The sequence below is a fragment of the Nocardioides sp. NPDC006273 genome (assembly GCF_040613495.1).
Lineage (GTDB): Bacteria > Actinomycetota > Actinomycetes > Propionibacteriales > Nocardioidaceae > Nocardioides.
Genome location: NZ_JBEXSD010000003.1, coordinates 1 through 24,340, shown reverse-complemented (window position 1 = coordinate 24,340; position 24,340 = coordinate 1). Strand labels below are relative to the sequence as shown.

At 68.5% G+C, this 24,340-nt stretch carries 26 protein-coding genes and 1 pseudogene; 16 read left to right on the top strand and 11 right to left on the bottom strand.

The features are described from left to right. Positions 1 to 64 precede the first annotated feature (64 nt). Genes nadA through ABZZ22_RS02080 form a run of 3 tightly spaced genes read right to left on the bottom strand, consistent with a single transcriptional unit; the run spans position 65 to position 3,229 of the window. Positions 65 to 1,237, bottom strand: coding sequence for a quinolinate synthase NadA (gene nadA / locus ABZZ22_RS02090; protein ID WP_354926317.1), 1,173 nt, complete (start codon positions 1,235 to 1,237; stop codon positions 65 to 67). A gap of 59 nt (positions 1,238 to 1,296) precedes the next feature. Then, positions 1,297 to 2,163 carry a GNAT family N-acetyltransferase gene (locus ABZZ22_RS02085; protein WP_354926315.1) on the bottom strand — a complete coding sequence of 289 codons (867 nt, stop codon included), beginning with the start codon at positions 2,161 to 2,163 and terminating at the stop codon, positions 1,297 to 1,299. 16 nt (positions 2,164 to 2,179) lie between these two features. Further along, the gene (locus tag ABZZ22_RS02080) at positions 2,180 to 3,229 is read right to left on the bottom strand and encodes a DUF695 domain-containing protein (protein WP_354926313.1); all 1,050 of its coding nucleotides are present in this window, start codon (positions 3,227 to 3,229) and stop codon (positions 2,180 to 2,182) included. 92 nt (positions 3,230 to 3,321) lie between these two features. On the opposite strand from ABZZ22_RS02080, the gene ABZZ22_RS02075 reads away from it, so the two are divergent. Continuing rightward, positions 3,322 to 4,407, top strand: a complete 1,086-nt coding sequence (locus ABZZ22_RS02075) for a glycerate kinase (RefSeq protein ID WP_354926311.1) — start codon at positions 3,322 to 3,324, stop codon at positions 4,405 to 4,407. Positions 4,408 to 4,471: 64 nt separating this feature from the next. Continuing rightward, positions 4,472 to 4,825, top strand: a complete 354-nt coding sequence (erpA, locus tag ABZZ22_RS02070; protein ID WP_141803852.1) for an iron-sulfur cluster insertion protein ErpA — start codon at positions 4,472 to 4,474, stop codon at positions 4,823 to 4,825. A gap of 94 nt (positions 4,826 to 4,919) precedes the next feature. Here erpA and ABZZ22_RS02065 read toward each other — a convergent pair whose 3' ends face one another. Continuing rightward, the gene (locus ABZZ22_RS02065; protein ID WP_354926309.1) at positions 4,920 to 5,135 is read right to left on the bottom strand and encodes a hypothetical protein; all 216 of its coding nucleotides are present in this window, start codon (positions 5,133 to 5,135) and stop codon (positions 4,920 to 4,922) included. A 119-nt stretch (positions 5,136 to 5,254) separates the two neighbouring features. On the opposite strand from ABZZ22_RS02065, the gene ABZZ22_RS02060 reads away from it, so the two are divergent. Continuing rightward, positions 5,255 to 6,238, top strand: coding sequence for a carbohydrate kinase family protein (locus ABZZ22_RS02060; protein WP_354926307.1), 984 nt, complete (start codon positions 5,255 to 5,257; stop codon positions 6,236 to 6,238). A gap of 111 nt (positions 6,239 to 6,349) precedes the next feature. Here the strand turns inward: ABZZ22_RS02060 and ABZZ22_RS02055 are convergent, their stop codons facing one another. Then, positions 6,350 to 6,586 carry a sulfurtransferase TusA family protein gene (locus tag ABZZ22_RS02055; RefSeq protein ID WP_354926305.1) on the bottom strand — a complete coding sequence of 79 codons (237 nt, stop codon included), beginning with the start codon at positions 6,584 to 6,586 and terminating at the stop codon, positions 6,350 to 6,352. Then, on the bottom strand, positions 6,583 to 7,692 hold the full coding sequence (locus tag ABZZ22_RS02050; RefSeq protein ID WP_354926303.1) for an aminotransferase class V-fold PLP-dependent enzyme: 1,110 nt from the start codon (positions 7,690 to 7,692) through the stop codon (positions 6,583 to 6,585). Before ABZZ22_RS02050 ends, ABZZ22_RS02055 begins: the two co-directional genes overlap by 4 nt. Before the next feature lie 175 nt (positions 7,693 to 7,867). Between ABZZ22_RS02050 and ABZZ22_RS02045 the strand changes: the two genes are divergently transcribed. The 10 genes from ABZZ22_RS02045 to ABZZ22_RS02000 all read left to right on the top strand — a co-directional run bounded on the left by ABZZ22_RS02045 (position 7,868) and on the right by ABZZ22_RS02000 (position 17,677). After that, positions 7,868 to 8,761, top strand: a complete 894-nt coding sequence (locus ABZZ22_RS02045; protein WP_354926301.1) for a cytochrome c oxidase subunit II — start codon at positions 7,868 to 7,870, stop codon at positions 8,759 to 8,761. Further along, positions 8,758 to 10,452, top strand: coding sequence for a cytochrome c oxidase subunit I (gene ctaD, locus ABZZ22_RS02040; RefSeq protein ID WP_354926299.1), 1,695 nt, complete (start codon positions 8,758 to 8,760; stop codon positions 10,450 to 10,452). Before ABZZ22_RS02045 ends, ctaD begins: the two co-directional genes overlap by 4 nt. Before the next feature lie 5 nt (positions 10,453 to 10,457). Next, on the top strand, positions 10,458 to 10,874 hold the full coding sequence (locus tag ABZZ22_RS02035; protein ID WP_354926297.1) for a cytochrome c oxidase subunit 4: 417 nt from the start codon (positions 10,458 to 10,460) through the stop codon (positions 10,872 to 10,874). 252 nt (positions 10,875 to 11,126) lie between these two features. Continuing rightward, the gene (locus tag ABZZ22_RS02030; protein WP_354926295.1) at positions 11,127 to 12,335 is read left to right on the top strand and encodes an Ig-like domain-containing protein; all 1,209 of its coding nucleotides are present in this window, start codon (positions 11,127 to 11,129) and stop codon (positions 12,333 to 12,335) included. A 191-nt stretch (positions 12,336 to 12,526) separates the two neighbouring features. Continuing rightward, positions 12,527 to 13,261 carry a hypothetical protein gene (locus tag ABZZ22_RS02025; protein ID WP_354926293.1) on the top strand — a complete coding sequence of 245 codons (735 nt, stop codon included), beginning with the start codon at positions 12,527 to 12,529 and terminating at the stop codon, positions 13,259 to 13,261. Next, a complete protein-coding gene (gene phnD, locus ABZZ22_RS02020; protein WP_354926291.1) occupies positions 13,255 to 14,232 on the top strand; it encodes a phosphate/phosphite/phosphonate ABC transporter substrate-binding protein in 978 nt (325 codons plus the stop codon). Before ABZZ22_RS02025 ends, phnD begins: the two co-directional genes overlap by 7 nt. Continuing rightward, complete coding sequence (gene phnC / locus ABZZ22_RS02015) at positions 14,229 to 15,056, top strand: phosphonate ABC transporter ATP-binding protein (protein WP_354926289.1); 828 nt, start codon at positions 14,229 to 14,231, stop codon at positions 15,054 to 15,056. Before phnD ends, phnC begins: the two co-directional genes overlap by 4 nt. Then, on the top strand, positions 15,053 to 15,877 hold the full coding sequence (phnE, locus tag ABZZ22_RS02010) for a phosphonate ABC transporter, permease protein PhnE (RefSeq protein ID WP_354926287.1): 825 nt from the start codon (positions 15,053 to 15,055) through the stop codon (positions 15,875 to 15,877). The genes phnC and phnE (ABZZ22_RS02010) overlap by 4 nt, the downstream gene beginning before the upstream one ends. Beyond that, complete coding sequence (phnE, locus tag ABZZ22_RS02005; RefSeq protein ID WP_354926285.1) at positions 15,874 to 16,749, top strand: phosphonate ABC transporter, permease protein PhnE; 876 nt, start codon at positions 15,874 to 15,876, stop codon at positions 16,747 to 16,749. Before phnE (ABZZ22_RS02010) ends, phnE (ABZZ22_RS02005) begins: the two co-directional genes overlap by 4 nt. Positions 16,750 to 16,825: 76 nt before the next feature. Continuing rightward, positions 16,826 to 17,677 carry a MurR/RpiR family transcriptional regulator gene (locus tag ABZZ22_RS02000; protein ID WP_354926283.1) on the top strand — a complete coding sequence of 284 codons (852 nt, stop codon included), beginning with the start codon at positions 16,826 to 16,828 and terminating at the stop codon, positions 17,675 to 17,677. On the opposite strand, the gene ABZZ22_RS01995 is transcribed toward ABZZ22_RS02000, so the two are convergent. From ABZZ22_RS01995 to ABZZ22_RS01975, 5 genes are all read right to left on the bottom strand, one after another. Continuing rightward, complete coding sequence (locus ABZZ22_RS01995; RefSeq protein ID WP_354926281.1) at positions 17,674 to 18,024, bottom strand: hypothetical protein; 351 nt, start codon at positions 18,022 to 18,024, stop codon at positions 17,674 to 17,676. The two genes, ABZZ22_RS02000 and ABZZ22_RS01995, sit on opposite strands and share 4 nt — an antisense overlap. 114 nt (positions 18,025 to 18,138) lie before the next feature. Next, complete coding sequence (locus ABZZ22_RS01990) at positions 18,139 to 19,866, bottom strand: ubiquinol-cytochrome c reductase cytochrome b subunit (RefSeq protein WP_354926279.1); 1,728 nt, start codon at positions 19,864 to 19,866, stop codon at positions 18,139 to 18,141. Continuing rightward, the gene (locus ABZZ22_RS01985) at positions 19,863 to 21,026 is read right to left on the bottom strand and encodes a Rieske (2Fe-2S) protein (protein WP_179657109.1); all 1,164 of its coding nucleotides are present in this window, start codon (positions 21,024 to 21,026) and stop codon (positions 19,863 to 19,865) included. Before ABZZ22_RS01985 ends, ABZZ22_RS01990 begins: the two co-directional genes overlap by 4 nt. Next, positions 21,023 to 21,904 carry a c-type cytochrome gene (locus tag ABZZ22_RS01980; protein WP_354926277.1) on the bottom strand — a complete coding sequence of 294 codons (882 nt, stop codon included), beginning with the start codon at positions 21,902 to 21,904 and terminating at the stop codon, positions 21,023 to 21,025. The genes ABZZ22_RS01985 and ABZZ22_RS01980 overlap by 4 nt, the downstream gene beginning before the upstream one ends. 13 nt (positions 21,905 to 21,917) lie before the next feature. Next, on the bottom strand, positions 21,918 to 22,583 hold the full coding sequence (locus tag ABZZ22_RS01975; RefSeq protein WP_354926615.1) for a heme-copper oxidase subunit III: 666 nt from the start codon (positions 22,581 to 22,583) through the stop codon (positions 21,918 to 21,920). A 139-nt stretch (positions 22,584 to 22,722) separates the two neighbouring features. On the opposite strand from ABZZ22_RS01975, the gene ABZZ22_RS01970 reads away from it, so the two are divergent. From ABZZ22_RS01970 to ABZZ22_RS01960, 3 genes and pseudogenes are all read left to right on the top strand, one after another. After that, the gene (locus ABZZ22_RS01970; RefSeq protein ID WP_354926275.1) at positions 22,723 to 23,133 is read left to right on the top strand and encodes a hypothetical protein; all 411 of its coding nucleotides are present in this window, start codon (positions 22,723 to 22,725) and stop codon (positions 23,131 to 23,133) included. After that, on the top strand, positions 23,130 to 24,167 hold the full coding sequence (gene trpD / locus ABZZ22_RS01965; protein ID WP_354926273.1) for an anthranilate phosphoribosyltransferase: 1,038 nt from the start codon (positions 23,130 to 23,132) through the stop codon (positions 24,165 to 24,167). Before ABZZ22_RS01970 ends, trpD begins: the two co-directional genes overlap by 4 nt. Then, positions 24,143 to 24,340 (top strand): annotated as a pseudogene (locus ABZZ22_RS01960) (hypothetical protein); the annotation flags it as partial. The gene trpD and the pseudogene ABZZ22_RS01960, both read left to right, overlap by 25 nt.

The following is a 24,340-nucleotide window of genomic DNA, read 5'->3' as shown; positions in this document are numbered from 1 at the left end:
CAACTCGGCCGACCGGAGTGACGCTTCGGCCGACGTACGTGACGCTTCGGCGAGGGTGGGTCAGTCAGTCGTCTTGAGTCTTGCCCGGGAGGTCGAGCATGCGCTGCAGGGCGAGCTCGGCGTAGTGGGCGGTGTCGGGGTCGACCTCGATGCGGTTGACGACCTGACCCTCGACGAGGGACTCCAGCGCCCAGACGAGGTGGGGGAGGTCGATGCGGTTCATCGTCGAGCAGTAGCAGACGGTGCGGTCGAGGAAGACGATCCGCTTGTCCGGGTGGGCGGCGGCGAGGCGCTTGACCAGGTTGAGCTCGGTGCCGATCGCCCAGGCGGATCCAGCAGGAGCGGCCTCGATGGTCGAGATGATGAACTCGGTCGAGCCGACCAGGTCGGCCTTGAGGACGACCTCGTGCTGGCACTCGGGGTGGACCAGGATCTGCACACCCGGGATCTCGGCCCGCAGCTCGTCGATGGTGTCGGGGGAGAAGCGGCCGTGGACCGAGCAGTGGCCCTTCCACAGGATCACCTTCGCCGCCCGGAGCTCCTCGGCGCTCACGCCGCCACCGGGCTGGAGCGGGTCCCACACGACGCAGTCGTCGAGCGACAGACCGAGCTTCAGGACCGCGGTGTTGCGGCCGAGGTGCTGGTCGGGGAAGAAGAGAACCTTGGCGTCGTCTTTCTGGTCGAAGGCCCACTCCAGCACGGCCTGCGCGTTGGAGGAGGTGCACACGACGCCGTCGTGGCGTCCGCAGAACGCCTTGATGTCGGCGGAGGAGTTCATGTAGGTCACCGGCACGACCTGCTCGGCCACGCCCGCCTCGGACAGCGCCTCCCAGGCCTTCTCGACCTGGCCCAGCCGCGCCATGTCGGCCATCGAGCACCCGGCGGCGAGGTCCGGAAGGATGACCGCCTGCGACGGCGAGGTGAGGATGTCGGCCGACTCGGCCATGAAGTGCACGCCGCAGAACACGATGTACTCCGCGTCCGGTCGCGCGGCCGCGTCACGGGCGAGCTTGAAGGAGTCGCCCATCACGTCAGCGAACTGGACGACCTCGTCGCGCTGGTAGTGGTGTCCGAGGACGAACACCTTTTCGCCCAGCTTCTCCTTGGCGGCGAGAGCGCGCGCGACCAGGTCGGGATCGGAGGCGGCCGGCAGATCACCGGGACACTCGACGCCACGCTCTGAGTTCAGGTCGGTGCCGCGCCCGAGAGGGAGCAGCGGGAGGTCGACAGTCGTCATGATGACGATAATACATGTCGTGGGCTAGGTGCTCCGGTGGCGTAGGTCACATGGTGGTCCTAGAGGAGGGCGCCGTTGTGAAGGTAGGGCGATGGAGGAGCCATGCCGCGTACACCCAGGAAGCCCTCGGTGCCGATCCGCAGGCCCGCAGCCAGGCCCACGTCGACTGCCCACTGGTTGGCGCCGGTCACGTGGGCCACCGTGGCCGTGCCCTCGGTGCGGGCGAGACATTCCCAAAGCAGCCTGGTTGCTGTCTCCTCGTCCAGCGCGGCGAGCAGTGCGGGCCCGCTGCCACCGGCGTAGGCATAGCCCTTCCTGCCGGTGTCGACGACCAGCGTGCCCATGGCGGAGAGCATCTGGTGGTCGAGCCCGTGGGCCGCTCCGCGGATCGCGCGGTCGACCTCGTCGAGGAGGTCGTGGTCCGCTGCGGCACCGTCGCGGACTCTGGGGGCGGCGACCAGCGACGAGCGGTCGACATCGCCGTGGAGCACGAGTTGAGGATGAAGGTCGAACCCGGCCAGGCGGTAACGACGCAGCGCCTTGGGATCGTCGCTCGCCGACAGCATCCAGCGAGGGCAGTCGGAGCCGTACGCCATCGCGGCGTGCAGCAGGCGCTTTCCGATTCCGATGCCCTGGATCCCGGGACGGACGGCGAAGGTGCACAGGAACCAGAGGGCGTCCTCGCGTCGTGCCGAGGTGGCGAAGCCGGCCAGACCTTCGGAGTCGTACGCCACCAGACAGCCCTCTGGGTCCGTGGTCAGGAACCCCTCGGTGCGGGTGATCCAGTTCGCGGACCGGGAGGCCGTACGCCGCTGGGCGGGAGGGTCGCAAGCGCGCCGTGACAGCGTCGCGGCCTCATGGAAGGCATCGTCGCTGAGTCTCTCGGCGAGCGGCACGTCCTCAGGCTGCATTGGCCGGATGTCCATGGCTGGTGAACCTATCTCAGGCGCGCAGCGGTCGGACGGCCTCCCAAGCGGGGTCGGTGTCGACCCGGGTGACGACGTCGCCGTGGGCCCAGTCGCCGACCGTCTCCTCCAGCCGCTGCGGAGCGGAGGTGGTCGGGTCGATGTAGGCGTGCAGAAGACGTACGCCGTTGGTGGTCTCATGGGCGACGACGCGGCCGTCGGGTCCGAGGGTCGAGGCGAGCCGGTCCTCGAGCCGACCGAGGTCGCGCAGGGCATCGGCCGAGGGGAGCCCACGCTCGGCGAAGCCGACATAGGGGATCATCACTCCGACGTGGTGGGTCAGGTTGGGGGCGAGGACCGGGTGCAGCGGGACGACCGCGCTCGCCTCCACCGGACCCTGCGGGCTCTCCCCGCGGAGCAGCACCCAGGCCGGGTTGCCGTCGGGGTCGACGTACTCCTTGCGGAGGTTGCGTACGGCGGTGCGCAGCCCGTCGAGGCCGAAGCCGTTGCGGGGGCGGGCGGTGGCGGTCTCGACCTCGCCGATCCACAGCTCGGCGTTGGACTCGCCCAGGGTGGTGTCGAGGGCGTGGAAGGCGACCTGCAGCCGGGCGTCGTCGGCGAGCTCCGGGAAGGCCGGGTGGAAGAGCGTGATGTCGAAGTGGGCGCCGTTCTGCCGGCCGCTCACCAGCACGTCGGCCAGCCGGATCTCGGCTCCGCCGGAGGTGGTGAGCACCGCCTGGACCGGATCCTCGACCGGCGGCCGCTGGTCGCTGAACTCCCAGGGCGAGACGCCGTCGGGCTCGGGGGCGGCGAGCAGCCAGCGGCGAGCCAGTGCGCGGTGGTCCGGGTCGCCGCCGGCAGAGACGACCAGCAGGCGCCCACCCAGCGGTCCGGGGCCGACCTCCCAGCTCAGGCCCGCCTCGATCGCGTCGACCCGTCTGGCCAGCAGGTCGACCAGAGCGTCCTGGTCGTCGGCATCGAGCGCTGCGTCACAGGCGAGCGCACCCTTCTGTGCCCACCAGGTCCAGAAGCCACGGATCCGTCTGGTCTCTGTGTCGCTGGCCGTGGGCCGCCGGAAGAACCGCACGAAACGACCTTAACCCGACGCATCCGCAATGGTTGTGGCTTTGGACGGACGGTGGACACGCGGATCTTTCGGTCCGCGGGTAGGTTTCGGCCATGCGAGTCCTGATCGCCCCCGACAAGTACGCAGGCACGCTCTCCGCCTCCCACGCGGCCGCCGCGATCGCGGAGGGCTGGCGGCGTACGGCTCCCCGCGACGAGCTCTCGCTGGTGCCGATGGCAGACGGTGGACCGGGGTTCCTCGCGCTGCTGCACGAGTCCCTCGGCGGCGACCTCCACGACCTCGAGGTCAGCGGACCGCACGGCGAGCCGGTGGCCGCACAGATCCTGGTCGACGGCGGGACCGCGTATGTCGAGTCAGCCCAGGCGGCCGGCCTGCACCTGACCGGCGGGAAGGGCGCCGAGCAGGCGACCTCGTACGGCGTGGGGCAGCTGATCCTCGCCGCTCGCGACGCCGGAGCGATCAAGGTCGTGGTCGGCCTCGGCGGCTCGGGCACGAGCGACGGGGGAGCGGGTCTGCTCGCTGCGCTGGGTGCCACCGCGGACCGGCCGCTCGACGGCGGCCTCGTCGGGCTCGAGGGCGTCACCGAGGTGACACTGCCCGAGCCGCTCGGTCTCGAGATCGTGATCGCCAGCGACGTCGACAACCCGCTGACCGGCCTCTTCGGTGCGGTCAAGGTCTACGGGGAGCAGAAAGGGCTGGTGGAGGAGGCCATGCCCCGCTGGGACGGTGCGCTCCAAGACCTGGCCGCCGCCACCTCGCGCAAGACCGCGACCGAGAAGGGTGCCGGAGCGGCCGGCGGCATGGGATTCGCGCTGCTGCTCCTCGGCGGCAAGCGGCGGCCGGGGTTCGAGGTCGTCGCCGACCTGCTCGGGCTGCCCGAGCTGGCTGCCTGGGCCGACCTGGTGATCACCGGCGAGGGGTCCTTCGACCCGCAGAGCACCGCCGGCAAGGTCCCGGTCGGGGTGGCACGCCTGGCCGAGCAGTCGCTGCGGCCCTGCATCGTGCTGGCCGGCAAGGCCAGCATGAGCGGACGGGAGCTGCGGACGCTCGGCATCGACGCCGCCTACTCCCTCGTCGACAGCGTCGGCGAGGAGCGGGCGCTCGCCGAGGCGTACGACTCCCTGGTCCAGGTGGCCGCCCGGGTGGCCCGGACGTGGTCCGCCGACCATCGGGAATAACCGAGGATGTGCGACGATTGAGCCTTAGGACACACCCGCACCCACGCACAGGGAGCCCAGCTACATGACCGAGCAGACGACCGAACGCCGCGCCGACTCCATCAACGTGAGCGACGTTGCCGCCGCGAAGGTGAAGAGCCTCCTGGAGCAGGAAGGCCGCGACGACCTCAGCCTGCGCATCTCGGTGCAGCCCGGCGGCTGCTCCGGCCTGCGCTACCAGCTCTTCTTCGACGAGCGCACCCTCGACGGTGACGTGGTCACCGACTTCGACGGTGTCTCCGTCGTAGTCGACCGGATGAGCGTCCCCTACCTCAACGGCGCCATGATCGACTTCGTGGACAGCATCGAGAAGCAGGGGTTCACCATCGACAACCCCAACGCCACAGGATCGTGCGCTTGTGGAGACTCCTTCCACTGAGCCGAACCTGGCCAAGTACGTCAGCAGCCTCTTGCCGCGCAGGCAGGGGGCTGCTGTGCATGTGTGGCCTCCCGGTGAGGGAGGCCGAGGCCGATCAGGTCAGGGCGAGGTCGTCGGCGGCATGCTCGCACGCCGCGAGCATGGCGGTGTCGCCCGGCTCACGAGCCTGCATCCGGACCGTCGGCGCCGGGCGCTCGGCCGCACGCACTCTCGGTGCGGGCAGGCTCAGCGCGCTGTCGGCGGCGGCACAGTCGGAGCAGAGCTGCGCCGGGCTGTCGAGGTCGTCGTACGGAACGCGCATGTCTGTCATACAAACGACGGTAAGCACTACCAACCGGTAGTAGAAGGCCGACTCGGCGGTAATATTTCGCCTCCCGTCCACGGCCGAGTCTTAACGTCGTCCGAGGTCTCGCCGGTAGGGTTCCGCGCATGTCCGGTTCACTCCTGATCGCAGGGTCCATCGCCACCGACCACCTGATGAGCTTCGGTGGAAAGTTCGCCGACTCGCTGGTCGCCGACCAGCTCGACAAGCTCTCGGTGAGCTTCCTGGTCAACGACCTCGAGATCCGCCGAGGCGGTGTCGGTGCCAACATCTCCTTCGGCCTGGCCAACCTCGGTCTCGATCCGGTGCTCGTCGGGGCGGTCGGCGAGGACTTCGCCGACTATCGCTCCTGGTTGGAGCGCCACGGCGTCAACTGCGACCACCTGCGCGTCTCGGAGACGCTGCACACCGCGCGTTTCGTGTGCACCACGGACACCGCGATGGCACAGTTCGCCAGCTTCTACCCGGGCGCGATGGCCGAGGCCCGCGAGATCGAGCTCGGCCCGATCGCGGAGAAGGTCGGCGAGCCGTCGTTCGTGCTGGTCGCGCCCGACGACCCCGACGCGATGAAGCGCCACACCCAGGAGGCGCGCCAGCGCGGCTACACCTTCATCTCCGACCCGAGCCAGCAGCTCGCGTTCGGCGACGGTGAGCTGATCCGCGAGCTCGTCGACAGCGCCGCGTACCTGTTCACCAACGAGTACGAGTCCCACGTCCTCCAGCAGAAGACCGGCTGGTCCGCCGAGGAGGTCCTGGCCCGCGTCGGCACCCAGGTCACCACCCTCGGCAAGGACGGTGCGCGTATCCAGCGCAAGGGCGAGGACGCCATCGAGGTGCCGGCCGCGAAGAACGTGAAGGCCATCGAGCCCACCGGCGTCGGAGACGCCTTCCGGGCCGGCTTCCTGGCCGCGCTGGCCTGGGACTGCGAGCTGGAGCAGGCCGCCGAGGTCGGCTGTGTCCTGGCTGCCTACTGCGTCGAGACCGTCGGCCCGCAGGAGTACTCCTTCACCGCCGAGGAGTTCGTGGCCCGGGTCCGCGAGTCCTACGGCGACACCGCCGCGGACCAGATCGCACCGAACCTCAAGGCCTGAGCCTGCTGCCCGCGAGGAACGAGCGGGGAGCAACGCGAAGGGATCGAGCGAGCGCGCGGCTGAGCTTGCGAAGCCGCGACTGCGGGTCGAGATCGACGCTCGCGGAACCTCTCAACTGAGACGGCGTATCCGATAGACGGGTACGCCGTCTGCTGCTTCCACCTCGCCGACGAACTCCTGGCCGCGCATCCGGGCCCAGGCAGGCACGTCGTGGTGGGCGGCGACGTCGTCGGCGGCTACCGCGATCACCTCGCCGATCTCGACGTCACCGAGGTGTCGGCCGAGCTCGATGACGGGTCGCGGGCAAGCCTGGCCACGGCAGTCGAGGACGACGGTCGGGACGCTCATAGCCCCGCCTCGGCGCGCAGGTCCTTGACGATCCCGGGCAGTGCATCGAGCACGCGCTCCACATCCTCTCGCGTCGTGTCGCGGGTCAGCGACAGCCGAACGTTACCGTGTGTCAACGCTCCCATTGCAGCAAGCACGCGAGACGGCTCGCGGGTGTCGGAGGTGCAGGCGGAGCCGCTCGCGACACCGGCGCCGAGGCGGTCCAGCGCGGTCACGAGGGCCTCGCCGTCGACGTACAGCGCCGAGAACGTCACCAGGTGGGGGAGGCGCCCGTCGGCGGGCCCGGCCACGTCCACGTCCGGGATCTCCGCCCGGACCCGCTCCCTGACCAGCGAGATCAGCTCGTGCTGGCGGGCGTTGACCTCCTCGCGCTCGGCGACCACGGCCTGGAGTGCGGCCGCGGCGGCCAGCGCCCCGGGGATGTTGGTGAACCCCTGGTCCGTACGCGACCACTCATCACCCGGGAACGGCCAGCGCCACCGCGCCGCCCGGCGCACGACCAGCACCCCCACACCGCCCGGGCCGCCCCACTTGCGGGCAGAGCCGGCGATCACCTCGCCGGCCGAGGGCAGGGGCAGCCGCCCCATGGAGGCGCAGGCGTCGACGAAGAGCGGGACCGGCCCGGCGGCGGATGCGACCTCGTCGAGGGGCTGGAGCGCGCCGACCTCGTGGTTGGCCTGCTGGACGGCGATCACATCGACGTCTCCGGCCCGTACCGCGTCCTGCACGGCGGCTACCTCGACCCGGGCCTCGCTGTCGATCGCCAGCTCGGTGACGGGGGAGCGCTGCGACCATCGGGCGGCATCGATCACCGACTGGTGCTCGACGGCACTGTGACCTATGCCACGTGAACCGAGCCCCAGCAGGCCAGCGTGCACGGCGGCGGTCCCCGACGATGTGAAAAGCACCTCATCTCGACGCACCCCCAACGCCTCGGCCACGACCTCGCGGGCGTTCGAGAGCAGCAGCGCCGCGTTGCGCGCGGGACGGTGCAGGCGGCGAGGGTCGGCATACCCCTGATCGGCCGCGGCCAGAAGCACTTCCCGCGCGGCGGGATGGAGCGGTTCGGCCGACGCGGCGTCGAGGTAGGTGAAGGGTTCGGTCACGGAGGACAACGGTAGCCAAGCGCGACATGAGGAACCCCTGAGGATGATTCCGGAGGTGCTCGCGGTAGTCTGCCGACATCTGAGTGTTCGCATGAGAGAGAGGCTCGTAGTGGGTCTGCACTTGCCAAGGGCCGGATCGAATCCGTCCCACGCCCGCGCCCGACGTGGTGCGCTGGTGGCGACGCTGACGGCCGGCGCCCTCCTGCTGAGTGGCTGTTCGGACGAAGCGGCGCGTTTCGGCTTCCCCGAGCCACGTTCTGAGCAGGGGGAGCACAACCTCGCCCTGTGGCAGGGAGCGTGGTGGGCCGCATTGATCACAGGTGTTCTGACCTGGGGGCTCATCTTCTGGGCGATCTGGCGTTACCGACGCCGCAGTGACGCCGACGTCCCGGTCCAGACGCGTTACAACCTGCCGTTGGAGATCTTCTACACGGTCGCCCCGGTTCTGATGGTGATCGTGTTCTTCGACCACACCGTCAAGGTCCAGAACGAGATGCTGGACAACGGCAACCCGACCAACGTGATCGAGGTGACCGGCCAGCAGTGGCAGTGGACCTTCAACCACGGCATCGGTGAGCCCGACGTGAGCGCGGACGACAACCTCGTCGACGACGAGTACCCCTACGACCGCTACGGCTACGTCGTGGGCACGGGCTCGCACATCCCGACGCTGGTCCTCCCGGAGAAGACCACCACGCGGTTCAACCTGCGTTCGGCCGATGTCATCCACAACTTCGGTGTTCCGGACTTCGGCATGAGGATGGACGTCGTCCCGGGTCGGGTGAACCACTACTCGATCACCACGAAGGAGGCTACGGCCACCTTCGACGCGAACGCCGAGGACCTCATCGACGGCACCACCTTCCGTGGCGCCTGCTACGAGCTCTGCGGTGTCTACCACGCGCGGATGATCTTCAAGGTCGCGATCCTCTCCGAGGGCGACTACAAGTCCTACGTCGACACGCTGGCACAGAACGGCTTCGAGGCCGAGCGTCCGCTGCTCGGTGGTGGCAAGTCCACCCGCCCCGCCGACGACGTCGCCGCTCACAACGAGGAGGAGGGCGAGTGACCACCACTGCTGCGCGCCCGGTCACCGAGGGTCGCAAACCACTCGGCAAGCAGATCTACCAGCTGCTGACCACCACCGATCACAAGCTGATCGGCAAGATGTACCTGGTCACGTCGTTCTTCTGGTTCCTGCTCGGCGGCCTGATGGCGCTGCTGATGCGTTCGGAGCTGGCGTTCCCGGGTCAGCAGGTCGTCAACGACGAGCTGTTCAACCAGTTGTTCACGATGCACGGCACGATCATGCTGCTGCTCTTCGCGACGCCGCTGTTCTTCGGCTTCTCCAACGTCATCATGCCGCTGCAGATCGGCGCTCCTGACGTCGCCTTCCCGCGGCTGAACATGTTCAGCTACTGGCTCTACCTCTTCGGTGGTCTGATCGCGGCCAGCGGCTTCCTCACCCCGACCGGCGCGGCCGACTTCGGCTGGTTCGCCTACACGCCGCTCTCCAGTGCGCAGTACTCCCCGGGCGTTGGTGGCGACCTGTGGATCATGGGCCTCTACATGGCTGGTCTGGGCACCATCCTCGGCGCGGTCAACTTCATCACCACGATCATCTGCATGCGCGCGCCGGGCATGACCATGTTTCGGATGCCGATCTTCACCTGGAACACCCTGATCACCGCGCTGCTCGTGCTGATCGCGTTCCCGATCCTCGCCGCCGCGCTGCTGATGCTCGAGTCGGACCGCCAGTTCGGGTCTCATGTCTTCGACGCCTCTCACGGCGGACCGATCCTGTGGCAACACCTGTTCTGGTTCTTCGGCCACCCCGAGGTCTACATCATCGCGCTGCCGTTCTTCGGCATCATCTCCGAGATCCTCCCGGTCTTCAGCCGCAAGCCGATCTTCGGCTACGTCGGTCTGGTCGCCGCGACCCTCGGCATCGCGATCCTCTCGGTGGCGGTGTGGGCGCACCACATGTTCGTCACCGGCGCGGTCAACCTGCCGTTCTTCTCCGGGATGACGTTCCTGATCGCGGTGCCGACAGGCGTGAAGTTCTTCAACTGGATCGGCACGATGTGGGGCGGCTCAGTCAGTTTCGACACCCCGATGCTCTGGTCGATCGGCTTCCTGACGACCTTCCTCTTCGGCGGTCTGACCGGCATCATCCTGGCGAGCCCGCCGCTCGACTTCCAGGTCTCCGACTCCTACTTCGTGGTCGCGCACTTCCACTACGTGGTCTTCGGGACCGTCGTGTTCGCGATGTTCGCCGGCTTCTACTTCTGGTGGCCGAAGATGACCGGTCGGATGCTCGACGAGCGCCTCGGCAAGGTCCACTTCTGGCTGCTGTTCATCGGCTTCCACGCGACCTTCCTGGTCCAGCACTGGCTCGGTGTCGAGGGCATGCAGCGACGCATCGCCGACTACCTGCCCAGCGACGGGTTCACCTTCCTGAACCAGTTCTCGACGGTGGGTGCGTTCCTGCTGAGCCTGTCGATGCTGCCCTTCTTCTACAACCTCTACGTCTCCCGCAAGGCACCGCTGGTGACCGTGGACGACCCGTGGGGCTGGGGCCGCTCGCTGGAGTGGGCCACCGCCTGCCCGGCGCCGCGCCACAACTTCGTCTCGATCCCGAAGATCCGCTCGGAGTCCCCGGCCTTCGACCTCCACCACCCGGAGATCGCGGCGCTGGAGCACGATGAGGACGATCTCCGCAAGGCTGACGCAGCCACCGGCACCAACAAGGAGGGCTGAGCCCGATGAAGTCTGAAGCCTGGTTGTTCGTGGTCTGCACCGTCTTCTTGGTGCTGGTCACCCCGGCCTACTGGCTCATCACCGCGGCCTCCGAGGAGGGCGGTGACTGGACCGGCACCTCGGCGCTGGTGATGTGCACGCTGCTGTTCGCGATGATCACCGTCTACCTCGGTTTCCACGCGATCAAGATGGACCCGCGGCCCGAGGACCGTGCCGACGGCGACATCGCCGAGGGCGCAGGGGAGTACGGCTTCTTCCCGCCGTTCTCCTGGTGGCCGCTGTGGGCCGCGCTCACCTTCGGCCTGGTGGTCCTCGCGGTCGCGATGGCCGCCTGGTGGCTGGTCATCATCGCCGCCGTGCTCGGCATGCTGGCCATCGCCGGCTGGAACTTTGAGTACTACAGGGGCGAGTTCAAGCACTAGGCGCCGCCCGGCACGCACGCTCGCGGCGTTGTGGGCACTCGACGACCGGCTTCGCCCTGAAGGTCGCCTTCGCGCCCACGCCTTGCGATCGCACGCACCGGACGACGCCTAGCTAGCGGGGCCCGATCCAGATGGATCGGGCCCTGTTCTCATTTTCTTGGGCGGATCTTGGGGATGCCCGGTAGGGTTAAATGCGCTCACGCCCGGGTACAGGACGTTGAGGTAATTAAACAGGTCTGGAGCAGTCTCACCGTGTCATCGCAGTCACCGTTTCACCATCCGTCTCTGCTCGCCCGCCGACGGGTGCTGTGGACCACAGCGGCAGCGGCGCTCGCGCCGGTGCTCGCCGCGTGCGGTGCAGAGCCGGCTTCGAAGGAGCCCAAGAAGCCCGCCGAGCCCAAGGTGCAGATCACGCACAACATCGAGGACAACGCGACGGGCGTCCCGGTCGACAAGGTGGTCAAGGTCGACGTGGCCAAGGGGCGTCTCGACGAGGTCATGCTGACCGGGGCCAAGGGTGCCAAGGTGCGCGGCACCATCACCGAGGACGGCCTCAGCTGGAGTGCGGGCGATGTGCTCGAGCCGACCGCGTCCTACACCCTCGCGGTCACCGCCACAGGCGACGACGGTCTGGAGAAGAAGAGCCAGATTGCCTTCGCGACCGAGGACCTCGGCCTGGACCGCCAGACCTACCCCTCGGTCGCGCCGCTCGACGGCGAGACCGTCGGCGTCGGGATGCCCATCATCGTCACGTACGACCTGCCGGTGAAGAACAAGGCCGCCTTCGAGAAGAAGATGATCGTCGAGTCGACCCCGAAGCAGGAGGGGTCGTGGTACTGGGTGAACGACAAGGAGGCCCACTACCGCCCGCGCGACTACTGGCAGGCCAACTCCACGGTCAAGGTGAAGCTCAACATCAACTCGGTCCCCGCCGGCGACGGCGTCTTCGGCCAGAAGAACCGCCAGATCACCTTCAAGACCGGTGACGCGCACATCTACCGGGCCAACGCGAAGACCCATCAGATGGAGGTCTTCAAGAACGGGCAGAAGATCAAGACCATCCCGATCACGACCGGCAAGGAAGGGTTCATCACCCGCAGCGGCGTGAAGGTGATCATCGAGAAGTTCGAGCGCAAGACCATGAACTCCGAGACCATCGGGATCAACCAGGGCGACCAGGAGTACTACAACATGGAGGGCGTGAAGTGGGCCATGCGGCTGACGTTCTCTGGTGAGTTCATCCACGGCGCCCCTTGGTCGGTGGCCCAGCAGGGCACCGCCAACGTCTCCCACGGCTGCACCGGGATGAGCGACGCCAACGCCAAGTTCCTCTACGACATGACCCGTCGCGGTGACGTGGTCGAGACGGTCGGCACCAACCGCGGCATGACCTTCAGCAACGGTTGGGGCGACTGGAACACCCCCTACGAGGAGTACCGCGCCGGCTCCGCGCTCGCCTGACCCGACGGCACGCCGGGCCTCGCCTGACCGGGACGACCGGCTCGGGCCGATATCGTGGGCTGCGGCAGACAACGCGCGACACCACGTCGTTGCTGCTTGCGTCCGGAAGAGTCTTTACCTACCTTCCGTTGAAGACGTGATCGTGATGCGCAGGGTCGACCCCGACGGCCCGCGCCTGGAAGGTGGACTCGTTGTCTCGGCCCGTGCTGGTGCTCGACCTGGACGGAACGGTGTGTCTCGGAGACACGCCGGTCCGTCTCTACGCCGCCCGGGTGGCGGCCCTCACCGTCGCCCCTGAGGCGCTCCTGGAGACCACGGAGGCCTTTCTCGGGCAGAGACTGCCCGAGAGCGCCCCGAAGACGCTGATCGGCGCTCAGGACGGCTACGAGGCGGTCAAGATCCTGGGCCTCGCCGCCGGGGTCTCCGAGGAGGAGCTGAGCGCGGCGTACGTCTGGAGCAGGGCGGCGATGAGCGAGCAGCCCGGTGACATCCGCACGCCCGACGGGCTGGTCGACCAGCTCGACGGCCTCGACGCCCACCGGGTGATCATGACCAACTCCCCGGGCAGCGGCCTGGACGCGATCCTGGAGCACCTCGGCCTCCTCGACGTGGTCGACGAGGTGCGCGCCGACGCCCTCAAGCCGACCCGGATGACCGGTCACCTGGACCGCCTCCTCGATGCCTTCGGCCTGGCCGACAGACCGGAGTGGCTCATGTCTGTGGGCGACATCTGGCGCAACGACCTGGCACCCGCTGTCGAGCGCGGTTGTGTTGCTGCGTACGTTGACGCCTTCGACCGTCGACAGGGACCGGCACATGTTCGTGCAGGATCGCTGGTGGGCCTGTACTCCGCAGTCTCGGACTGGTCGAATGACCCCTCAGCCTTCATCGCAGCGCACCCCCTCAAGGAGTCTGTCCAATGTTGAGAACCCCCACGAACCGGTTGCTGGCGGTCGGTGCCGCCGCATCGCTCGCCCTCTCGCTCGCCGCCTGCGGCGGCAGCGGGGAGAGCACCGCGCCCGCGGAGGATCCCAAGGAGCTCGTGCTGTCGCTGGTGCCCTCCGGGGACATCGACTCGATCACCGAGAGCGCTCAAGGCCTGGAGTCGTTCCTCAGCGACCGGATCGGGATCCCCGTACGCGCCGAGGTGACCGAGAGCTATGCGGCCGCGATCGTGGCGATGAAGTCGGACCAGGCCCAGGTCGCGATGCTCGGTCCGATCGGCGTGGTGCAGGCCGAGGACCAGGCCGGTGCGGTGCCGATCCTGCAGTCGGTGCGCTACGGCTCGTCGAGCTACCACACGCAGTGGTTCACCAACGACCCCGAGACTTACTGTGCCGACGAGGTCAAGGTCGTCGACGGCCTGAAGTACTGCAACGGCACCGACGCCGCCGAGACCGGCCCCACCGGGGAGATCGCCCTGTCCAAGATCAAGCCCGGAACCCCGATCGCCTTCGTCGACCAGGGTTCGGCGGCCGGTTACTACTATCCGGCCACCCAGTGGGGGCTGGTCACCGGCGGCGACGCGCTGGTCGACCTCGACGCGCAGTTCGCCGGCGACCACGACGCCGCGGTCCTGACGGTGGCCCGTGGCGACTACCCGGTCGGAGTGAGCTTCGACGACGCCCGGGAGGACGTCGCGGCCGACGAGCCGAAGGTCGCCTCCGACGTCGTGGTGTTCGCCTACTCCGCGGAGATCCCCAACGACGGCATCGTCGTCGCCGGCGGGCTCTCCAAGGAGCTGCGTACGAAGGTGATCGACGCGTTCACCGCGATGGCCAAGGACCCCAAGGGGCTCAAGACCCTGGAGGCCGTCTACGACATCGAGGGCCTGGTGAAGGTCGACAAGGCAGCGCTGAAGAAGGCGAAGTCCGTGGAGGAGAACTTCGGCGAATGAGCGCCTCGGATCTCGGGCATCGGGCCGGTGACGGGTCCGATGGAGGGTCCGACAGTGGACACGGCATCGTCTTCGACGAGGTCTCGGTGGTCTATCCCAACGGCAGCCGCGGCCTCGACGGGGTCAGCCTGACCATCTCGCCAGGGGAGTTCGTCGTGGTCGTCGGCCTCTCCGGCGCCGGGAAGTCCACGCTCGTCCGCACGATCAACGGCCTGGTGCCGGTCACCGCGGGGAAGCTGTCGGTGGGTGGGACCGAGGTGAGGTCGGTACGCGGCCGCCGGCTGCGGCGGCTGCGCGCCGAGATCGGGATGATCTTCCAAGGGTTCAACCTGGTGACCCGCCGCTCCGTGATGAGCAACGTGCTCACCGGCCGGCTGCACGCCCAGTCATGGGGGCGGTCCCTGCTCGGGCTGCACACCAAAGCCGACGAGGAGATCGCCTTCGAGGCACTGGAGCGCGTCGGAATCGTCGAGAAGGCATGGGTACGTGCCTCCGAGCTCTCCGGCGGGCAGCAGCAACGGGTCGCGATCGCTCGCGCTCTGGCGCAGCAGCCGTCGGTGATGCTCGCCGACGAGCCGGTCGCATCGCTGGATCCACCGACGGCCGACCGGGTGATGCGCGACCTACGGCAGATCAACCGGGACCTGGGCATCACCACCGTGGTCAACCTGCACTTCCTCGACCTCGCCCGGCGCTACGCGGACCGGATCATCGGCATGCGCGCGGGCGAGGTGGTCTTCGACGGCCCCACAGCCGATGCCGACGACGCTGTCTTCGAGGCGATCTACGGACGCTCGCTGACCGGCGAGGACGTCTCGACATGACGGGCACCGTCCTCGAGCGCCCGGACGGCCCGCAGAGCCCGGTGCGTCCGGCGAAACCACCGCCGAGCCTGCTGTTGATCGGCGGTGTCCTCGGTGCCGTCGCCGTCACGGGGGTCGCGGGCTGGGCGATCGACTTCTCGCTCGCCCCGGTCATCGAGCAGTGGTCGACGCTGACGATGATCCTCGGCGAGGTGGTGCACCCCGAGTGGGCGGAGATCACCGACCCGACCTCGCGGCTGTGGACCGCGCTGATGGAGACTGCCGCCATCGCGGTGATCGCGACCTTCGTCGGCTCCCTGATCGCCCTCGGGGTGGCACTCCTGGGCTCGAAGGTCAGTGCGCCGCCCGGGGTCTATCGGGTCACCAAGTCGGTGATGGCGGTGATCCGGTCGCTGCCCGACATGGCCTACGCCCTGATCTTCGTCGCCGTCGTCACCGGCCCGCTGCCGGGCATCCTGGCCCTGACCGTCTTCAACGTCGGTATCGTCGCCAAGCTGACCGCGGAGAGCATCGACGCCGTCGATCACGGGCCGCTGGAGGCGCTCGACGCGGCTGGGGCCACCCGCTGGCAGCGCGCCCGGGTGGCGATCGTCCCGCAGGTGCTGCCTGGCTACACCTCGTACGTCCTCTATGTCTTCGAGCTCAACATCCGTGCCTCCGTGGTGCTGGGTGCGGTCGGAGCCGGCGGGGTCGGGCAGCTGATCATGCTCTACTTCAACCGGGCCGACTACCCCCGGCTGGCGGCCGTCGTGATCGTCATCTTCGTGGCCGTCATCGCGATCGACCTGCTCTCCCAGGCCCTGCGCCGGAGACTGGTGTGAGCCTCGCGACCGCGACGCGGCCGAAGCCGCCGCCGAAGTGGCCCTACACCGCGGCCGGCCTCGCCCTCATCTGCGTCGTGCTGGCGGCCGGATGGTCCCTGGAGGATGCCAAGTGGGAGCGACTGCCGCAGTTCCCTGGCGCGATCTGGCAGTACGCCGCTCAGATGATCGACGGCGTGCTCACCTGGCCGGGAGCGCATCCCGATGGTCAGGCTGACCCCGACCTGACCTACGGAGACTGGTGGCTGCAGGCGCTGAAGCTGATGGGGGAGTCGGTGGCGCTCGCCTGGATCGGCACCTGCGTCGGGGCGCTGGTCTCGTTCCCGCTGGCATTTCTGGCCGCCTCCAACACCGCGCCATGGTTCGTACGCATGCCGGTGCGTACGTTCTTCAACGCCATCCGCGCCGTCCCGGAGATCCTGCTCGCGGTGATCGTCATGCTTCCGCTCTTCGGGCTCAACCCGATGGCCGGGGCGATGGCGATCGGCATCCACTCGATCGGCTCGCTCGGCAAGCTGACCCTGGAGAGCATCGAGGCGATCGATCCTGGGCCGGTCGAGGCGGTCGTGGCAGCCGGTGCGACCTGGTGGCAGCGCATCCGCACGGCGGTGATCCCGCAGCTGTTGCCGGAGACCGTGGCCTTCTGGCTCTACCGCTTCGAGGTGAACATCAGAGCAAGCGCGATCCTCGGCGTCGTGAGCGCTGGTGGAATTGGTGCGTTATTAAACCGTGTCCTTCGGGGCCGTGAGTGGGAGTGGGGTGGGATCATGCTTGTTGTGATCATCTTCGTGACGATCCTGGTCGACCAGCTCTCTGCTGCGCTGCGTCACCGGATCCTGCACGGCGCCGAGGCCACTGCGGTGGCAGCATGAGCGAGCGCCAGCGAGCGACCATCAAGGTCAGGCCCACACGTCCGTACTCTGCGCCTTCCACGACGGAGGTGTGGGCATGACGAGCGCGCCGGTTCTCCCAGCCATCAGGGCCGCGATGCCGCGGCTCAACCCTTCCGAGCGTGCGGTCGCCGAGGTCGTGCTGACCCGCTCGGAGTGGGCCATCGAGGCGACCACCGCCGAGATCGCCGCCGAGGCCTCGGTCTCGACCGCGACCGTGGTCAGAGCCGCGCAGAGACTCGGGTTCCGTGGCTTCCCGCACCTCAAGGTGCTGTTGGCGCGCGACCTGGGTTCGGCCAAGACCGAGACGAGCGAGGGAGGCAGCCCGCTGACGGTGGTGCGCGCCTTCTTCGCCGACATCGCGGACTCCGCCTCCGACATGGTCGGACTCCTCTCCGAGGAGCAGGTCAGCCGGGCCGTGGATCTGCTCGCCGAGGCGCGCTCGATCCTGGTCGCCGGAACGGGGGTCTCCTCGCCGGTGGCCAGCGACATCGCGATGAGGCTGGCCTCCCAGGGGCTGAGCACGGTGGCGCCCGGCGACCACCTGGACCAGCTCATCCGGGCTCGCCTGCTCCAGCCGGGCGACGTCTGCGTGGTCGTCAGCGGCACCGGCGCCACCGCTCCGACGATCCAGGTCGCCCAGGCGGCCGTCGCCGGGGGAGCGGCCGTCATCGCGCTGACCTCCTTCACCGGAACGCAGCTGACCAAGCTCGCCGAGGTCGAGCTGGTCACCCCGCAGGGCGGTCGGGCCGGCTTCCGTCAGGAGCTCGACTCGATCATCCGGATCCCGCAGCTCATCCTCGGCAACGCCCTCGTCGCCGCCGTGGCGGCTCGTGACCCCGAGGCCGCGGCCAACGTACGCGCCCGCGTGCTCGAGGTCGTCGGCGGCGAGCTCGACCCGCTGGGCTAGAGGTACGCCTCGAGCAGCTCCGCCTCGACGCGGAGCTGCTCGGCCTTCTCCTGCGCGCCGTGGGACTCCAGGTGCGTCGCGGCGCTGATCCGCTCGGTCCGCTCGGCGGAGATGACGGCGCGGATGTCGTCGTCGGTGAGATCCCGGCGGACGGCCTCCGTCGTCCCGACGCCCGTGGCGGCTCCGGCGATCGGCCCGTCGCCCGTGAGCGAGGCCTCGGCCACCGGCAGTGCCTCCGCGTTGGAGATCGCGGCCAGGGTCGAGCGCAGCACCGCTGTGGCGGCCGTGTCGCGGGCCTTGCGAGCGGTGAGGAGGTCGGCTCGGAGGCGAGTCTGGAGGTCGGTCATGTGCTGGAGACTAGGTTCCGGCGCGGCTGAGGGGCAACCGGGTTTCGGTGCCCGCGAAATGCACGTGGCGCCGTCCCCGAAGGAACGGCGCCACGTGGCGTATGAGCTTCAGCCCTAGCGGTTGAGGGGCTCCTCGACCGCAGAGTGACGGTGGTCGTCGAAGTCGTGCCCGTCGACGACGTGACCCTCGTGGACGGCCAGCTCCTGTGCCACGTGCTCGGCGTGGTGGTGGGCCTCGCTGAGCTCCTCGGTGGTCGGCTTGTCCACGTCGTGGTCGTAGTAGAAGGCACGGAGCTTCGCCCGGAAGGTCGGCTTGCCGTTCTTCTTCAGCTCCGGCTCCTCGCCAGCCCGGCCGCGGTCGCGGACGGTCATGGCGTAGGCGTCGTCCTCGTGGACCGGCAGGTGCTTCTCGTGGTAGGCGCCCTCCGGCGTACGGATGACCGTGCCGGTCTCGTAGCCGTGCAGCACCTTCTCGTTGTCCTTGCGCTGCAGCGAGATGCACCAACGACGGGTGATCATGAACGCCACGATCGGGCCCAGGAACACGAACGCCCGCAGGAAGTAGGTGATCTGGTTGATCGAGAGGTCGAACTTGATCGCGATGATGTCGTTGCCGCCCGCGATCCAGAAGCCCGCGTAGAACGTCATCAGGGCGACGAACGTGGCGGTGCGGGTCGGAGCGTTGCGCGGGCGCTGGAGCAGGTGGTGCTCGCGCTTGTCGCCGGTGATCCAGGCCTCGATGAACGGGAGCATCAGCACGACCATCCAGGCCAGCATCGGCAGCACGATGACCGGGAAGAAGATGTTCCACGACCAGGTCGAGCCCCAGAAGTGCGACTCCCAGCCAGGCATGATGCGCAGCGCGCCGTCGGGCCAGCCCATGTACCAGTCAGGCTGCGAGCCCGCGGTGACCTTCGTCGGGTCGTACGGCCCGAACTTCCACACCGGGTTGAGCGAGAAGAAGGCGCCGAGCAGGGCGGTCACACCGAAGGTGATGAAGAAGAAGCCGGTCATCTTGGAGATGTAGTTCGGCACCATCGGGTAGCCGACGACGTTCTTCTCGGTGCGGCCGGGTCCAGGCCACTGGGTGTGCTTGTGGTAGATCAGCAGGATCAGGTGGGCACCGATCAGCGCCAGCAGGATCGCTGGGATGAGCAGCACGTGGATCGTGAACAGCCGTGGAATGATGTCGTCGCCTGGGAACTCGCCTCCGAACAGGAAGAACGAGAGGTACGTCCCCACGACCGGGATCGCCATCATGAACCCGTCCGCGGCCCTGACGCCCGTGCCGGAGAGCAGGTCGTCGGGGAGCGAGTAGCCGGTGAAGCCCTCGAGCGTGCCGAGCAGCAGCAGCGTCGCGCCGATGACCCAGTTGATCTCACGCGGCTTGCGGTGCGCGCCGGTGAAGAACACACGCATCATGTGGATCATCATCGACGCGATGAACAGCATCGCGGACCAGTGGTGGACCTGACGCAGCAGCAGACCGCCGCGTACGTCGAAGGAGATGTCCAGGGTCGAGATCATCGCCTCGGACATCGGGATGCCGCGCAGCGGGGCGTAGGAGCCCTGGTAGACGACCTCGGCCATCGACGGCTTGAACCACAGGGTCAGGAAGGTGCCGGTGACCAGCAGGACCACGAAGCTCCACAGCGCGATCTCACCCAGCATGAACGACCAGTGGTCGGGGAAGATCTTGCGGGAGAGGAACTTGCTCAGGCCGCCGACGCCGAGGCGCTCGTCGGCCCAGTTGGCCGCCGCTCCTGCCTTGGTCGGCTTGCCCGCCGGGGCAGCGGCGTCGGTGCCGTTGCTGGCGGCAACCTTGGACGTGTCGGTGCTCACTGGCCGCCCTCCTTGTAACCGTACTGCTCAGCATCGGCGGCGTGGTCCTTCGACCAGTCGTCGAAGATCTCGTCGATGTCGTAGGTGTTGCGCTCCCAGTAGCTGACGCCCACGGGCTCAGGATAGTCGGAGAGAGCAACCAGGAAGCCGTCCGCGTCGACGCCCAGAGGCAGCTGCGGAAGGTGCCGGCCGGCCGGACCGAAGATGACCTTGCCGTGGTCGGCGAGGTCGAAGGTCGACTGGTGGCAGGGGCACAGCAGGTGGTGCGTGGTCCGCTCGTTCAGCGAGATCGGGCAGCCGACGTGGGTGCAGATCTTGGAGTAGGCCACGATGCCGTCGACGGACCAGTTGCGGGTCACGTCGTGGGTGATGTCGGCGGGGTTCATACGCAGCAGGATGGTGGCCGCCTTCGACTTGGCGATCTGCAGCGGCGCGCCGTGCAGGCTGCCGTCGAAGATCGTCGAGGGCTCGGCGTTGACCAGGTCACCGACCTCCAGGTCGCCCGGACGGATCGGGGTGCCGACCACGTCGCGTACGACTCGCACGCCGGCATCCCAGACGGTGTGCTCGAGGCCGGCACCCGGGTAGGGCTGCTCCTCGGTGATCTGGGCGTTGGTCTGACCCAGGTCCCTGAGGATGACGACCGCGGGCAGACCGAGCAGGGCAGCCGAGCCGATCATCGCGTTGCGGATGAAGGGGCGGCGAGCCATGCCCGACTCGTTGAGCGCGGCCTTCAGCTCGGCGATGGCCGCCTCACGAGTGGCGGGGGAGGACGCCGCCGGGTGGCGCTCCTCGGAGTGCTCGATGTCGACCACGAGCTTGCGGGCCCACTGGATGACGCCGATGCCGAGGAAGAGGAGGGCGAAGCCCAGGGTCGATCCCAGCGCCAGGTTGGAGGCGCCGTAGCCGGCCCAGACGTCACCGTCGTAGCCGGGTTCGATCGCGAAGTAGGCCACCACGAACAACACCGAGCAGATCGCGGAGAGCGCGAAGAAGAGGCTGACCTGGCGCTCGGCGCGCTTCTCTGCCTTGGGGTCGACGTCGGTGGGACGCCAGTGATGCTCGTGCATGCCCGGGTCGGGCAGCAGCGCGTCGGTGTGCGCGTTGAGCTCGGGGTGCGAGTCGTCGTGCTTCTCGATCTCGCTGAGGTCGCTGCTCACTGGGCAGATCCCTTCTTGGTCTGGTTGGTGCGCGTGGTGTGCGCGGCGATCCACACGGTGAAGGCCACCAGGACGCCGAGACCGACGACCCACGCGACGATTCCCTCGGTCACCGGACCGAGCCGGCCGTTGTGGAAGCCGCCGTAGTCGGGCTGCTCCCTCATCGACTCGACGTAGGCGATGACCGCCTTCTTCTCCTCAGGGCTGATGTTGCCGTCGGAGAAGGTGTCCATGGACTGCGGACCGGTCAGCATCGCCTGGTAGATGTGCTTCGGGTCGGTCTCCAGGATGCTCGGAGCCTCGCCGCCGCGCGGCATCGCGCCGCCGGCACCGGTGAAGTTGTGGCAGGCGGTGCAGTTGGTCAGGAAGATCTGGCCACCGAGAGCGACCGCCTCCTCCTTCTCCTGCTCGGAGCCGAAGGTCTCCGGGTCGTACTGCTCCCGGTCCGGGACAGCCGGACCGGGACCGAGGCTGGCCACGTAGGCGGCCATCGCGTCGATCTCTTCCTGGTCGAAGCTGGGGTCCTTGACCTCGACCTGGGCACCGGGCTGGGCCATCGGCATCCGGCCGGTGCCGACCTGGAAGTCGACGGCGGCGGCACCCACGCCGATCAGGGACGGGCCGAGGAGCTTCCCGTTCTGGGTCGTGATGCCCTCAGCGTTGGAGCCGTGGCAGGTGGAGCAGTTGATCATGAAGAGCTCTTTGCCCTCGGCGACGAGAGCGGCGTTGTCCTTCTCGACCTCGGCCTGCGAGGCCGGGGCTAGGGCGGCGTACGCGCCGCCGGTGCTCAACAGGGCGACCAGGAGCACGGCGGCACCGGCCAACGGGCGGCGACGGTGCCGCGACAGTCGACCGACGGAGCGGTTCAGTAGACGCACATTCAGTCCTTGGTCACTTGAGGAGGTAGATGGTCGCGAACAGGCCGATCCACACCACGTCGACGAAGTGCCAGTAGTAGGACACGACGATCGCGGAGACGGCCTGCTCGTGGGTGAAGCGCTTGGCGACGTACGTCCGGCCGAGCACGAACAGGAAGGCGATCAGACCGCCGGTGACGTGCAGACCGTGGAAGCCCGTCGTCAGGTAGAAGACCGAGCCGTAGGGGTCGTCGGGGCCGGTGATGCCGCGGTTGAGGGCGATGCCCTCCTGCACCAGGGCTGCGTACTCGGTCGCCTGACCTGCGACGAAGATCGCGCCCATGAGGTAGGTGAGGATGAACCACTCACGCAGGCCCCACAGGCGGATCGCGAGCAGGGAGCCCTTACGTCCGACCTGGCCGCGCTCGGCGGCGAAGACGCCGAACTGGCAGGTGAACGACGACAGCACGAGGATGGTCGTGTTGACCGCCGCGAACGGGATGTTGAGCCCAGCGGTGTTGGCCTCCCACACTTCGGGACTGACCGCGCGGATCGTGAAGTAGGCCGCGAACAACGCCGCGAAGAACATCAGCTCGCTTGCGAGCCAGATGATCGTCCCCACGCTGACCATGCTCGGACGGTCGTGGTGCCCGTGCAGGCGGGCTGTTGGAAGAGTCGATACTGTCGCCACGCCCGCCATTATGTCCTGCCCCTTTCCCAGAGTCTTCACGGGACCCTGTGTGTCGTGTTTCAGACCGGTGCTACACCCTTGAGACACCGCTCAGGTTCAGGCTGTGACATCTATCCGCGGACCATGGTGTTGGCGCTAGCATCGGGGTGTGACCGATACCACCTCGAACTCACTCAAGATCCTCGTCTACAGCGACGACAGCGACGTCCGCAAGCAGGTGATCCTCGCGCTGGGGCGCCGCCCGCACCCCTCTCTCCCGGAGGTGGAGTACGTCGAGGTGGCCACCGAGCCGACCGTGCGTGCGCAGCTCGACGGGGGCGGGTTGGCGCTGGCCATCCTCGACGGCGAGGCCGCGCCGGCCGGCGGGCTGGGGATCGCGAAGGCAATCAAGGACGAGGTGCGAGACGCTCCGCCGATCGTCGTGCTCATCGGTCGTCCGCAGGATGCCTGGCTCGCCACCTGGTCGCGTGCAGAAGCCACCGTCGCGCATCCGCTCGACCCGTTCGAGCTGGCCCGGGCGGTCGTGGGACTGCTGCGGCCAGTTAACGTTGGCGCATGACGTCCGCCGCCGACTCCTGGCCCGAGGTCCTCACCACGCTGGTCGCGGGACAGTCCCTGTCCGCGCACCAGGCGGCGTGGGCGATGGGGGAGATCCTCTCGGGTGAAGCGACGTCGGCCCAGATCGCCGCGTTCGCGGTGGCACTGCGCGCCAAGGGCGAGACCGTCGACGAGCTCGCGGGCGTCGCCGACGGGATGCTGGCCAAGGCCAACCCGATCTTCGTGCCCGGACGCGTCCTCGACATCGTCGGCACCGGTGGTGACCGGTCCTTCTCGGTCAACATCTCCACGATGTCGGCGATCGTCGCGGCCGGCGCCGGGGCCAAGATCGTCAAGCACGGCAACCGGTCCGCCTCGTCCAAGTCCGGGTCGGCCGACGTGCTCGAGGCGCTCGGCATCCGGCTCGACCTCGATGTCGCGCGGGTCGGTGAGGTGGCCGAGGAGGCCGGGATCACCTTCCTGTTCGCCGCAGCCTTCCACCCTGCGATGCGCCACGCCGCCGCCGCACGGCGGGAGGTCGGCATCGCCACCGTCTTCAACCTGCTGGGCCCGCTGACCAACCCGGCCCGCCCCGCCTCCTCCGCGATCGGCTGCGCCGACCCTGCCGCCGCTCCGGTCATGGCCGGCGTCTTCGCCCGTCGTGGCGCCGACGCCTGGGTCTTCCGGGGCGACGACGGCCTCGACGAGCTCACCACGACGACGACCTCCCACGTCTGGACGGTCTCGCAGGGGATCGTGACCGAGGCGACAGTCGATCCCCTCGACCACGGCATCGCCCGGTCCACCGTTGAGGACCTGCGCGGCGGCGACGCCGCCTACAACGCCGCGGTCGTCCGCCGTCTGCTCTCAGGCGAGAAGGGCGCCGTGCGCGACGCCGTGCTGCTCAATGCCGGGGCTGCTCTTGCGGTCCACGACGCCGGTTCCGGCAGCGTCGACGAGCGGCTTGCCGGGGGCATCGTGCGCGCTGCGGAGTCGATCGACTCGGGGGCTGCTCAGGGCGTGCTCGACCGGTGGGTCGTCGCTACCGCTCGCTGAGTTCTGCGGCGCGAGCTAGACGATTACGCGCCGAGTCGGCGCATCCGCACGCCTCGCTCGCTTCGCTTCGCTCCAAGGCCCCGTCGTGGGCGCGGGTCAAGACCGAGTGGCGCTCGGAGTCGGTCGGGTGGTTCGACGACCTGCAGGGTGGCGCCCTCGTCGGCGCCGCGCTG

Bases quoted from the DNA above. Each gene is read 5' to 3' on its own strand.
- ABZZ22_RS01995 (WP_354926281.1), bottom strand. From the start codon at position 18,024: ATGACCGACCTCCAGACTCGCCTCCGAGCCGACCTCCTCACCGCTCGC.
- ABZZ22_RS02085 (WP_354926315.1), bottom strand. From the start codon at position 2,163: ATGGACATCCGGCCAATGCAGCCTGAGGACGTGCCGCTCGCCGAGAGA.
- ABZZ22_RS02035 (WP_354926297.1), top strand. From the start codon at position 10,458: ATGAAGTCTGAAGCCTGGTTGTTCGTGGTCTGCACCGTCTTCTTGGTG.
- phnC (WP_354926289.1), top strand. From the start codon at position 14,229: ATGAGCGCCTCGGATCTCGGGCATCGGGCCGGTGACGGGTCCGATGGA.
- trpD (WP_354926273.1), top strand. From the start codon at position 23,130: ATGACGTCCGCCGCCGACTCCTGGCCCGAGGTCCTCACCACGCTGGTC.
- ABZZ22_RS02000 (WP_354926283.1), top strand. From the start codon at position 16,826: ATGACGAGCGCGCCGGTTCTCCCAGCCATCAGGGCCGCGATGCCGCGG.
- phnD (WP_354926291.1), top strand. From the start codon at position 13,255: ATGTTGAGAACCCCCACGAACCGGTTGCTGGCGGTCGGTGCCGCCGCA.
- erpA (WP_141803852.1), top strand. From the start codon at position 4,472: ATGACCGAGCAGACGACCGAACGCCGCGCCGACTCCATCAACGTGAGC.
- ABZZ22_RS02065 (WP_354926309.1), bottom strand. From the start codon at position 5,135: ATGACAGACATGCGCGTTCCGTACGACGACCTCGACAGCCCGGCGCAG.
- phnE (WP_354926287.1), top strand. From the start codon at position 15,053: ATGACGGGCACCGTCCTCGAGCGCCCGGACGGCCCGCAGAGCCCGGTG.
- ABZZ22_RS02055 (WP_354926305.1), bottom strand. From the start codon at position 6,586: ATGAGCGTCCCGACCGTCGTCCTCGACTGCCGTGGCCAGGCTTGCCCG.
- ABZZ22_RS01975 (WP_354926615.1), bottom strand. From the start codon at position 22,583: ATGGCGGGCGTGGCGACAGTATCGACTCTTCCAACAGCCCGCCTGCAC.
- ABZZ22_RS02075 (WP_354926311.1), top strand. From the start codon at position 3,322: ATGCGAGTCCTGATCGCCCCCGACAAGTACGCAGGCACGCTCTCCGCC.
- nadA (WP_354926317.1), bottom strand. From the start codon at position 1,237: ATGACGACTGTCGACCTCCCGCTGCTCCCTCTCGGGCGCGGCACCGAC.
- ABZZ22_RS02060 (WP_354926307.1), top strand. From the start codon at position 5,255: ATGTCCGGTTCACTCCTGATCGCAGGGTCCATCGCCACCGACCACCTG.